General features: G+C 33.4%; 9 protein-coding genes. All 9 read right to left on the bottom strand.

Annotated elements, in window-relative coordinates; translation table 11 throughout:
• Positions 1–95: 95 nt before the first annotated feature.
• Positions 96–1040: a DNA-binding protein WhiA gene (gene whiA, locus AA076_RS03830; protein WP_000006551.1), complete on the bottom strand. Its 945-nt coding sequence runs from the start codon at positions 1038–1040 to the stop codon at positions 96–98.
• Positions 1041–1149: 109 nt separating this feature from the next.
• Positions 1150–2145, bottom strand: coding sequence for a YvcK family protein (locus tag AA076_RS03825; protein ID WP_001248939.1), 996 nt, complete (start codon positions 2143–2145; stop codon positions 1150–1152).
• Positions 2142–3053, bottom strand: coding sequence for an RNase adapter RapZ (gene rapZ, locus AA076_RS03820; protein WP_000369722.1), 912 nt, complete (start codon positions 3051–3053; stop codon positions 2142–2144). Before rapZ ends, AA076_RS03825 begins: the two co-directional genes overlap by 4 nt.
• Positions 3054–3932: 879 nt before the next feature.
• A complete protein-coding gene (gene trxB / locus AA076_RS03810) occupies positions 3933–4868 on the bottom strand; it encodes a thioredoxin-disulfide reductase (RefSeq protein WP_000134963.1) in 936 nt (311 codons plus the stop codon).
• 66 nt (positions 4869–4934) lie between these two features.
• Positions 4935–6374 carry a tetratricopeptide repeat protein gene (locus AA076_RS03805; protein ID WP_000057542.1) on the bottom strand — a complete coding sequence of 480 codons (1440 nt, stop codon included), beginning with the start codon at positions 6372–6374 and terminating at the stop codon, positions 4935–4937.
• A gap of 7 nt (positions 6375–6381) precedes the next feature.
• A complete protein-coding gene (locus AA076_RS03800) occupies positions 6382–6867 on the bottom strand; it encodes an acyltransferase (protein ID WP_001224793.1) in 486 nt (161 codons plus the stop codon).
• A gap of 7 nt (positions 6868–6874) precedes the next feature.
• Positions 6875–7714 carry a prolipoprotein diacylglyceryl transferase gene (lgt, locus tag AA076_RS03795; protein ID WP_001836215.1) on the bottom strand — a complete coding sequence of 280 codons (840 nt, stop codon included), beginning with the start codon at positions 7712–7714 and terminating at the stop codon, positions 6875–6877.
• 5 nt (positions 7715–7719) lie between these two features.
• Positions 7720–8652 carry an HPr(Ser) kinase/phosphatase gene (gene hprK, locus AA076_RS03790; RefSeq protein WP_000958224.1) on the bottom strand — a complete coding sequence of 311 codons (933 nt, stop codon included), beginning with the start codon at positions 8650–8652 and terminating at the stop codon, positions 7720–7722.
• A gap of 606 nt (positions 8653–9258) precedes the next feature.
• Positions 9259–12105, bottom strand: a complete 2847-nt coding sequence (uvrA, locus tag AA076_RS03785; protein WP_000662681.1) for an excinuclease ABC subunit UvrA — start codon at positions 12103–12105, stop codon at positions 9259–9261.
• Positions 12106–12109: the final 4 nt, after the last annotated feature.

Genomic DNA, 12109 nt, shown 5'->3' with positions numbered 1-12109 from the left:
GCTCAATTTAATAGTTAGTCGACTATTATTCATTAAACACTTTTTAATCATAAAAAAGTGTTTTTGATAATTCACTACCAAAAACACCTTCTTACTTATAATTCTATTTGTTCACCATTTCTAATCTTATCGGCTAAATCATTCAGTTTTCTTAATCGGTGATTTACACCTGATTTTGAAATTGGACCAGTTGATACCATTTCTCCAAGCTCTTTCAACGAAATTTCTTGATGTTCTACTCGAATTCTAGCAATCTCTCTCAACCTGTCTGGTAAATTTTCAATACCAATTTCTTTATCAATCAATTTAATGCTCTCAACTTGTTTCATCGCAGCACTAACTGTTTTATTTAGATTGGCCGTTTCACAATTAACGAGTCGGTTAACAGAATTACGCATATCTCTTACAATACGTACGTCTTCAAATTTTAATAACGCTTGATAGCCACCTATCAAACTAAGAAAATCCGAAATCTTTTCCGCTTCTTTTAAATACGTAATACTTCCTTTTTTTCGCTCTAAATGTTTGGCATTCAACTCATAACTATTCATTAGTTTCGTTAAGCCTTCTGCATGACTCTCATTTTGAGAAAAAATTTCCAAATGGTACGAAGATGTTTCAGGGTTATTCACTGAGCCACCTGCCAGAAAAGCTCCTCTCAAGTAACTGCGTCTCATTTCGTCATCTTGAATCATTGAATGATCAATTTCATGCGTAAAAATGCCGTCTTTTAAAATTCCTAATTCATCAAGAATTTCTTTCGCTTTCATCTTTGTACGACAAATATAAATATTATTTTTTTTAAGTTTCATTTTTTTACGGACTAATATTTCAACTTCCACATTAAAGACACGTTTAATCAACGAATAAATACGTCTTGCCGTTGTTGCATTTTCCGTTTGAACATTTATAACAAATTGTTGATTTGAAAGACTAAGTGCACCATTCATTCGAATCAGTGCACTGAGCTCTGCTTTTGCATTCATTTCATCGACGTCTATTCTAGTTAATTCATTTTTCATTTCTGATGCAAAGCTCATCGTACAGTCATTCCTTTCTTATTTAAAACATGATTCACCTTAGAACCACTGTCTATTTTCATTTTTTTCACAGCTCTATTATCATATCATAATATGATTACGTTCTATATTATTTACGTTTATCACTTGGTACGAAAGGAATAGTACTAATTAATTCTAAAGCTATGTCATAAATCATTGTCGATAACACTTTAGTATTATGTCTTACTAAATGATTTTCAGAAATTTCAACTAAATTTGAAGATGTTTTTACATTTATGCTTTCTTTTTCAAGTTCAGCCTTATTAACTTCAACTGGTTTAGAATGTTTTTCTTCATATTTTTTCAAAACTTGAGCATTGAAAGTTTGTGTACTACAAATGACATAATCAATAAACGGTTGTCCAGCTTGTCTATGAATCGCATCGATATGATCTTTCACGCTATAACCATCTGTTTCCCCAGGTTGCGTCATCACATTAGAAACATATAGCTTAGGCGCATCAGAATGAATTAACGCATCTGAAATACCATTCACACATAAGTTAGAAATAACGCTCGTATATAATGACCCTGGTCCAAGAACGATTAAATCTGCTTCCCTTAAAGCATCGATTGCTTCTTCCATTGGTTGCACATCGTTAGGTTCTAAAAACACACGATCAATTTTTTTATGTTTTTTAGGAATATTTGTTTCTCCAAAAACAATTTCTCCATCTTCCATAACAGCATTTAATTGCACACTTGTATTTGTAGATGGAATGACTCTACCTTTAATATTTAAAATTTTACTTAATGCTTTAATGGCATGTCCGAAATCATTCGTAATATTAGTCATACCTGCGATTAATAAATTACCTAATGAGTGACCGCTAATTTGATTTTCTTCAAAGCGATACTGAAAAAGTTGGCTTAAAACTGACTCAGAATCACTTAAAGCTGCAATCACATTTCTGATGTCTCCTGGTGCTGGTATATCCATTTCATCTCTGATTTTCCCTGTACTCCCACCATTATCAGCAACTGTTACAATCGCCGTAATATCAATTGGGAATTCTCTTAATCCCCTAGCCATAACTGATAAGCCAGTGCCACCACCGATAAGTACAACTTTTATTTGTCTCATTTTTTCTCGCCACTTTCAATATGTGCGTCCCTATGATGCACATAAACATTATATTCAAATACTTCATTTAGATAATTACCTAGTCGTTCTGCTAATGCTACAGATCGATGTTGTCCACCCGTACAACCGATGGCAATTACTAATTGAGATTTCCCTTCTTTTTTATACCCGGGTATCATAAAATCTAACAAATCAGTTAATTTTTCAAAGAAAATCTCCGTCTCTTTCCATTTCATAACATAATTATAAACGTCTTTATCTAATCCTGTTAAAGGTCTTAAATCTACTACATAATATGGATTTGGTAAAAATCGTACATCAAATACTAAATCTGCATCCATCTGAATCCCATGTTTAAAACCGAAACTTGTGACATTAATTGTAAAAGTTTCAAACTCTTCATCTTCATAGTATCGACGAATGCGTTCTTTTAATTCTTTAGGTGATAACTTTGTAGTATCTATAACAAAATTAGCTATACTTCTAATTTGAGACAAATGCTCTCGCTCATCATTAATTGCATTGATTAACGATCTTTTACCTTGTTCCATCAAAGGATGTGCACGACGCGTTTCCTTATATCTTGAAATTAATTTTTCAGTACTTGCTTCTAAAAACATAACATCAATGATGACGTCACTTTCACTTTTGACTTTATCCACTACTGCAACTAATGAATTAAATAGTTCCTTACCTCTTAAATCAATTGCAATTGCCACTTTTCTTAAGGATGGATTTCCTTGTTCCATCAACTCTACAAATTTAGGCAATAACACTGGTGGTAGATTATCTACACAAAAATATCCCATGTCTTCTAAACATTGAATAACCAAAGATTTACCTGCGCCAGATAAACCTGTTACAACTAATAGTTCACTTTTACTTTTTTCTTTTTCATTATTATCCATTATTTTTTCACCGCCAAAACGAATTTCATGATGTTAATTTAAATGTTCTATGACAAAATTAAGCAACGATGTTTTATATTTATTTCCAACTATGTCTAGATTAAATTTCTAAAAATATACATCATTTAAAAGGAGCTTGGGACATAAATCAATGTCCTAGGGTCTATAATATTATATTGCTAGTAGTTGACTGAATGAAAATGCGCTTGCAACAAGCTTTTTTCAACTCTAGTCAGGGGCCCCAACACAGAGAATTTCGAAAAGAAATTCTACAGGCAATGCGAGTTGGGGTGTGGGCCCCAACACAGAGAATTTCGAAAAGAAATTCTACAGGCAATGCGAGTTGGGGTGTGGGCCCCAACATAGAGAAATTGGATTCCCAATTTCTACAGACAATGCAAGTTGGCGGGGCCCCAACACAGAAGCTGACGAAAAGTCAGCTTACAATAATGTGCAAGTTGGCGGGGCCCCAACACAGAAGCTGGCGGAAAGTCAGCTTACAATAATGTGCAAGTTGGGGTGGGACAACGATAAAGTAATACTTTTTCTATAGAAATTAGTATTTCTTATGCATGAGTTTTACTCATGTATTCCTATTTTTAAGTACACATTAGCTGTGGCTAATGTTTAAGAACCACTACATAATAAATCATTAGTGGCTCTTTATCATTTCTGTCCCACTCCCATAAAGTTATAAGTTTAATATAACATATAAAAAAACTAGAACTCATTGAAACGCACAAATGATACGTACTAAGTTCTAGTTTTCTATATAATTTGCTTTAATTTAAAAGTAAGACATTATTTTAACGCTGTGATGACACTATTAAAATAAATATCCAAATAATTTACAGCTCAACATCTTAATTCGACTTCGAATTAAGCTTGATCGTTTAAATGTTCAATATATTCCGCTGCACTTTGCGCTGCAATACTACCATCGCCAGTAGCAGTGACAATTTGGCGTAAACCTTTGTCGCGAACATCTCCTGCTGCAAAAATACCTGGTACTGATGTTGTCATATCATCTTTTGTTACAATATAACCAACATCATTTGTAATACCTAAGTCTTTAAATGGCGCTGTTAATGGTTTCATACCAATATAGATGAATACACCATCAGCCTCGTGTGTTTCTTCTGAACCATCTTTTGTAGACGTTAATGTCACAGAACCCACTTTGCCGTCTTTTTCATTAATTGATTTCAAAGTATGACTCCAAATAAAGTCGATTTTATCATTTTTGAATGCTCTATCTTGTAAAATACGCTGTGCACGTAACTCATCACGACGGTGAACGATTGTTACTTTGTCAGCAAATTTAGTTAAGAATGTTCCCTCTTCTACTGCTGAATCACCACCACCGATAACGAATAGGCGTTTATTTTTAAAGAATGCACCATCACATACTGCACAATAACTTACACCGCGTCCACCAAGTTCTTGTTCACCCGGAACACCAATTTTCTTGTATTCTGCACCTGTAGCAATAATAACCGCTTTCGCTGTTAATTCTTTATTACCAAAGTTAATCACTTTATATTCGCCTTTATCTTCTACAGATTTAATATCTCCATATTGATAAACTGCACCAAACTTTTTAGCGTGTTCAAACATTTTTGTAGATAAATCTGGACCTGTAATCATTTCGAAACCAGGGAAGTTCTCTACTTCTTCTGTATTAGCCATTTGACCGCCTGGAATACCTCTTTCAATCATAACTGTTTTTAAATTAGCACGTGATGCGTATACTGCAGCAGTCATACCAGCTGGACCTGCACCGATAATTGCTATATCAAAATCTATTTCAGTCATTTTATTAACGCCTCCTCATTATTAATCATTATGCGCATTATATAATAAATCTAACTTTTCATAAATCTATATGCTCAAGAGAAATTCAATCATTTTGTTCAGTTTATATTGTGTTATGCCTAACCATGTTGTAATTTGCTTCTTTGTAACGTTTCGAGGTTGATTTTTAAAATACAAATAAATAAACGCACCGATATATGGCTCAACATCAGTTAAATCTACTTTTTCAGCAATTATGAGTTCACCTTGATTAATCCATGCAACCATTACATCATTTTCACTTACAAATAATTCATTATGGTAAAGCGTTAATAAGCCGCGATGAATGAAGTCTAATTTATTGAGCGTTAAACCTTGAACTAAATACGTTAAATACAATTTCTCATAATTATTTAGATTTTCCAAAACCTGCCAAATACTTTCCGTCATCACAATTTCTTTACCATTTAATTGATCCAATAAAAAAATACCATATAAACGATAATGACTGTCATCACTTTGAAGTAATGGCAAAATATGTTGGTCAAAAACTTCTTTGCTATTTTCAATTACCCAAGGCGCATGTCCAATTTCCACTTTAGAAATTTGCTTCAATTTATCCCAGTAGTAATGACTTTCGTCTTCTTCACCTAAATAATAATAATTATATGCTAAAGCATTGTACATTTGAATTGATAAAAATTTCCCTTTTTTATATAAAGGGTACAACAATTGTTGTGATGCACGATACTGCTTTAAATAACTTAATACAATACCTAATTTAAAACTTTCATCGTCATTCATAGGTACAACTTTGTTTAATATTTTTAAATATTTTTGATATTGTTCATTTTCCTTAGTGTTATAAAGTAGCAAAGTATAATGGCATAATGCATATATATCTGTACTATCCTCTTGTAATAGTGCTTCGTACAATGCTTTAGCCGTATCATATTCACCGAGATATAAATAACACATTGCCAATAAATTACGTACTACACGATGATCTTGAACTTCTTGTGGTTGATGTAAGACATAATTCTTTGCATCTTTTAATCGACCTTGAGAAAAAAGATATTGGAATAGTATTTGAACTACAAACAATTGAGCTTCAAGTTCAATTTGTTCTTCACTTTGATATTTCACATCAAACATTTGATCTAATTCATCTCTATAATCTTGGTCGTCGCTAACAATAACATAATTAATACCAAACAAGAATGCCTTGTTTGGTTCGTTAACTTCAATGTTGAGCTGACTCAATTCATAAAAGCTATCTTCTAGATGCCTATTATAAATAATATTGTCATAAAATAAATGTTCTGCTTTTTTAGCAATACCAAGTTGCACTAGACATTGTGCATAATCAATTTGAATTTCCAGATCATCAGGTGACAATTCTAACACTTTTTCAAAGTATTCAGCAGCTCGTTTATATTCTCTTTGTTTAAACTTCTGTTTAGCCATTTTACGATAAAATGCATCATCAAAAGTCATTGGAATTACATTATTATTCTTTTGCGCCATAAAATTGTCACCTCCTAATCATTTTTATATACATAGGGTTGCCATATGCAAATCCATTATCCGGTATATCTTTTGAAACAACCGTACCAGCTGCAACTTTTACATTGTCACCAATCGTTATACCGGGTAAAATGGTAGCATTTGCACCAATCAAAGTGTTAGATCCTATCGTCACTGGTCCATAACGAAATTCATCAACTAATGCTTCATGCGTCAAAATTGTTACATTGTAACCAATAACACTGTTACTACCAATCGTAATCAGTTCTGGGTAAAAAATATCTAACATTACTTTATAAGCTATCGACGATTGATTACCGATATTAATATTTAAAAGTTGTTTATATATATGTCTTTTCAGTACCATACTTGGAATAAATTTCGAAAATTCAATGATAATTACATTCTTAAAAACTTTCGAAAATTTAACAAGACGGTATACACGCCATAAAGGGTTTGTATGATGATGTGTTTTTGATAAAAATTTCCTCAAACTATCACTACTTCACTTTTTTTGTTGGCCATGGAAGCGACCCAACTTTGCTATACAACGGTGGATTATACTTAATCCTTCTATATACAATTAAACTTATACTTATTAAAATTAAAAGAATTGATACTAATTGTGCAACTCTAATATTACTTGTGAGCATTAAGCTATCTGTACGTAATCCTTCTATAAAGAATCGACCAATTGAATACCAAGTTAAATATAAAAAGAATGTTTCTCCTAATTTTAAATGTTTACGAATATTAACTAAGATAATAAATCCAGCGACATCCCAAATGGATTCATATAAGAATGTTGGATGATAATATTGGCCGTTAATATACATATTTTCTATTATAAAATTAGGCAAATGTAATTGTTCTAAAAAAGCGCGTGACACCGATCCACCATGTGCCTCGTGATTCATAAAGTTACCCCAGCGTCCAATTCCTTGCGCTAAAATTATACTTGGCGCAACGATATCACCAATTTGAAATGGGTTTAAATTTTTCACTTTACATACAATAACACCAGCAATAAAGCCACCTATTAAACCACCATGTATTGCTATTCCACCATGCCATATTTTAATAATTTCACTTGGATTTTCCGCGTAATATGGCCATTGGAAAATCACAAAATAGATTCGTGCCGCGATAAATCCAAATAGTGCACTATAAAAAATAATATCTACTAAAGTATCTTTATGTAATCCTGCTTTAACTAGTGCACGTTGTGCAACAAAGTAACCAAGTAATATTCCGACAGCAATGATAATTCCATACCATCGTACACTCAGTGGTCCTAAGTTAAATGCCACAGGATCTATATAGTTAAATACAATACCCATTCAACCTACTCCTCACTCTTATGACTGTTCTTGATAATTTCTTCATTTAATCTTTCACTAAATTCTTCGGCCGTGTTAATGCCCATGATATTTAATCGATAGTTCATTGCAGCGACCTCAATAATTACCGCAACATTTCTACCAGGTCTTACAGGTATTGTTTTTTTAGTGATTTCAGTATCTAAAATACTTAGCGTCTCTTCATTAAGACCTACGCGGTCATATAACTTTTGCTTGTTCCAGTTTTCCAAATTAATATTTAATCTAATTCGTTTTTCAGTTAATATTGAACCCGCGCCAAATAAAGTCATAACATTGATAATACCTAGTCCACGTATTTCTAATAGATGTTCTATTAACTTTGGTGGTTTCCCTATTAGTTCATCTTTATTAATTTGACGTATTTCTACATTATCATCTGCTACTAATCTATGCCCACGTTTAACTAATTCCAACGCAGTCTCACTTTTACCTATTCCTGAATCACCGGTAATTAGTACACCAACACCGTAAACATCTACTAAAACACCATGTAAAGATGTCGTCTTTGCAAGTGCATGCTCTAAAAACGTTGTTAAGCGACTCATTAAACTTGTAGTCGCATCTTTAGCAACTATAAGTGGGGTATTTAATTCTTTTGCAGCTTCAACTAATTCTTCTGGTGGCTGCAATCCACGTGTCACAATAATTGCAGGCGTTTCTGGTCTGCATAGTTTACGCATACGACCTGCGCGATCCTTATCTGGTAATAAATTGTAAAACGATAGTTCCGTTGTTCCTAATAGTTGTATTCTATCTGACGCATAATGTGAAAAATAACCTGCCATCTCTAAGCCCGGTCTTGATATATCAGCATTTTTAATTGGCTTCGATAGTCCTTCTTCACCAGCGATTAAATCTAACTTTAATGTTTCAACTAGTTTTTCTGTCGTTAACATGGGTTCACCTCAATTGTATTTATCCCTACTCTTACATCTCTTCTTATCATATCAAAAATATAACACCAATCTACATTGAAAAGCTAAAATAAATATTAATTGTTCATTATTGTTATTATTTTACAAGTCAATATCAATCATTAATTTATTGCTTGCTTAATTTACATGGTTCATATCGCCATAAAAGTCCGAGCCAAAAATCAATGACCTAAGCTCTACAATGATATATTGGAATTAGTTGGCGGGGCCCCAACATAAAGAATTTCGAAAAGAAATTCTACAAACAATGCAAGTTGGCGGGGCCCCAACATAAAGAAATACTTTTTCTTTAGAAATTAGTATTTCTTATGCATGAGTTGCACTCATGCATTCCTATTTTTAAGTACACAATAGCTGTGGCTAATGACAAAGAACCACTACATAATAAATCATTAGTGATTCTTTATCATTTCTGTCCCACTCCCAGTTCGATTTATGTTTAACTACTCTAGATTGACCCTATCTTAACATAATTCTTTTTACGCATCTTTTCTTTCTACTATTCATTACTAAATTAATAAAAAGAAGCGAAGGATAAATTTATAACATCCTTCACTTCTTTTAATCTTATTTATCTTCAGTATTTTGTTTATCTCGTTCAAGTACTTCTTTTAAATACTTTCCTGTATATGATGACTTTGTCTGAGCAATATCTTCGGGTGTGCCAGTCGCAACAATAGTACCACCGCCACTACCACCTTCAGGACCTAAGTCTATAATATAGTCTGCTGTTTTGATAACATCTAGGTTATGTTCAATAATTACAACAGTATCACCATTTTCAACTAATCGGTTTAATACTTTTAATAATCTACTAATATCGTCAACATGTAACCCTGTTGTCGGTTCATCTAGGATATAAATAGATTTACCAGTTGAACGTTTATGAAGTTCAGATGCAAGTTTCACACGTTGAGCCTCACCACCTGATAACGTTGTAGCTTGTTGACCTAATGTGACGTATCCAAGACCAACATCAACTAGTGTTTGTAACTTGCGCTTAATCTTAGGAATATTTTCAAAAAATTGTGTTGCTTCTTCAACAGTCATTTCTAAAATGTCAGCAATATTTTTACCTTTGTAAGTAACCTCTAGTGTCTCACGATTATATCGTTTACCATCACACACTTCACAAGGAACATAAACATCAGGTAAAAAATGCATTTCAATTTTAATAATACCGTCACCTTTACAAGCTTCACAGCGTCCACCTTTTACATTAAAACTAAAACGCCCTTTTTGATATCCTCGAATTTTAGCTTCATTTGTTTGCGCAAACACATCACGTATATCATCAAACACACCAGTATATGTTGCTGGATTAGAGCGTGGCGTTCTACCTATTGGTGATTGATCAATATCAATAATTTTATCAAGTTGATCAATACCTTCAATCTTATCGTACAATCCTGGCTTTACTTTAGATTTATTAATTTTTTGAGCTAATGATTTGTATAATACTTCATTTACTAATGAGCTTTTACCAGAACCTGATACACCTGTAACAACCGTCATGATTGATAGTGGTATGTCCACATCAACCCCTTTAAGATTGTTGCTTCTAGCTCCACGTATAGAAATTTTACGATCTGAAGCCGGTCTGCGATATTCAGGTACTTCAATACGTTTCTTACCACTCAAGTATTGTCCTGTTAATGATTTTTTATCTTTCATTACCTTTTGAGGAGTACCACTAGACACAATCTGCCCTCCATGTTCACCAGCACCAGGACCTATATCCACTAAGTAATCAGCCGCACGCATTGTATCATCATCGTGTTCAACTACAATTAAAGTATTTCCTAAATCTCTCATTTCTTTAAGTGTATTAATTAATCGATCATTATCTCTTTGATGCAGTCCAATTGATGGCTCATCTAATACATATAAGACACCAGTCAAACGCGACCCAATTTGCGTTGCTAATCGAATACGTTGTGCTTCACCACCTGAAAGTGTACCTGAAGCTCTGTTTAACGTTAAATATTCAAGTCCCACATTATTTAAAAAAGTGAGTCGGGAAATAATTTCTTTCAATATTTGATTTGCAATCGCTTGATCTTGTTCTGACAAATCAATGTTTTTATAATAGTTCAGCGCTTGACTGATTGAATATTCGACTACTTCACCAATATTTAAACCACCTACATAAACAGATAACGCTTCACGACTCAATCGCTTTCCATGACAAGTTTCGCAAGGTAGTTCAGTCATATATTTACTCATCATTTCACGTGTATATTCTGAAGGAGATTCATGGAATCGTCTACTTATATTAGGAACTACACCCTCGAAAACCATTGTTCGTTTTCTAGTACCACCTTGACGTTGTGTAAATGTAAATTCAATTTCTTTGTCACCAGAACCATACAATAAAATATCACGTTGACGTTCTGTTAACTTTTTAAAAGGTTTATCCATATTGATTTTATAAACTTCACAAACACGTTTTAACAATGTTGGATAAAAATCAGAACTCGTCGGTATCCAAGGTTCTATTGCACCTTCGTTTAGCGTCTTATCTTTGTCGGGAACAACCAAGTCTACATCGACTGTTAACTTTTGGCCTAAGCCATCACATGTCGGACAAGCACCAAAAGGACTGTTAAAGCTAAACATTCTTGGTTCTAACTCTCCGATTGAAAATCCACATATAGGACAAGCATGGCTTTCTGAAAACTTAAGGTCTTCCCCGTCAATGACATCGACTGTTAATTGTCCTTCTGAAAGCTCTAAGGCAGTTTCTATAGAGTCAGCTAGTCGTGTTTCAATTCCATCTTTAACAACTAATCGGTCTACAACAACTTCTATTGTATGATTCTTGTTCTTATCTAAAGTAGGTACATCATTTACATCAACAATTTCGCCATCGATTCTTAAACGTACATAACCTTTTTTACCAATATCTTCGATTAGCTTTTCATGACTACCTTTACGATGAGCGATGACAGGTGCTAATAATTGAATCTTTGTACGTGCCTCTAATTCCATAATGCGGTCAACCATTTGTTGTACTGTTTGCGATTCAATTTCTATATTGTGATTTGGACAGTAAGGTTTACCAACACGTGCATATAACAAACGTATATAATCATATATTTCTGTTACTGTTGCTACAGTTGATCTTGGATTTTTACTTGTTGTTTTTTGATCTATTGAAATTGCTGGCGATAATCCTTCAATTGTATCAACATCTGGTTTGTCCATTTGGCCTAAAAATTGACGCGCATAGGCACTTAATGATTCAACATAACGTCGTTGTCCTTCAGCATATATAGTATCGAATGCTAATGACGATTTACCTGACCCAGATAAACCTGTCATAACAATTAATTTATTTTTAGGTAGTTCGATATCAATATCTTTCAAGTTATGCGCACGAGCACCTTTTACTACTATGGATGGTTCTTTCATTTAC

This window comes from Staphylococcus aureus (assembly GCF_001027105.1).
Taxonomy (GTDB): domain Bacteria; phylum Bacillota; class Bacilli; order Staphylococcales; family Staphylococcaceae; genus Staphylococcus; species Staphylococcus aureus.
Note: the sequence above shows the minus strand (reverse complement) of the source record. Positions and strands in the feature narration are given on the sequence as shown.

What these genes read in the sequence shown, in the direction of transcription:
- AA076_RS03805 (WP_000057542.1), bottom strand. Translation starts at nt 6,374, where the DNA reads ATGGCGCAAAAGAATAATAATGTAATTCCAATGACTTTTGATGATGCA.
- AA076_RS03825 (WP_001248939.1), bottom strand. Translation starts at nt 2,145, where the DNA reads ATGAGACAAATAAAAGTTGTACTTATCGGTGGTGGCACTGGCTTATCA.
- hprK (WP_000958224.1), bottom strand. Translation starts at nt 8,652, where the DNA reads ATGTTAACGACAGAAAAACTAGTTGAAACATTAAAGTTAGATTTAATC.
- rapZ (WP_000369722.1), bottom strand. Translation starts at nt 3,053, where the DNA reads ATGGATAATAATGAAAAAGAAAAAAGTAAAAGTGAACTATTAGTTGTA.
- whiA (WP_000006551.1), bottom strand. Translation starts at nt 1,040, where the DNA reads ATGAGCTTTGCATCAGAAATGAAAAATGAATTAACTAGAATAGACGTC.
- trxB (WP_000134963.1), bottom strand. Translation starts at nt 4,868, where the DNA reads ATGACTGAAATAGATTTTGATATAGCAATTATCGGTGCAGGTCCAGCT.
- lgt (WP_001836215.1), bottom strand. Translation starts at nt 7,714, where the DNA reads ATGGGTATTGTATTTAACTATATAGATCCTGTGGCATTTAACTTAGGA.
- uvrA (WP_000662681.1), bottom strand. Translation starts at nt 12,105, where the DNA reads ATGAAAGAACCATCCATAGTAGTAAAAGGTGCTCGTGCGCATAACTTG.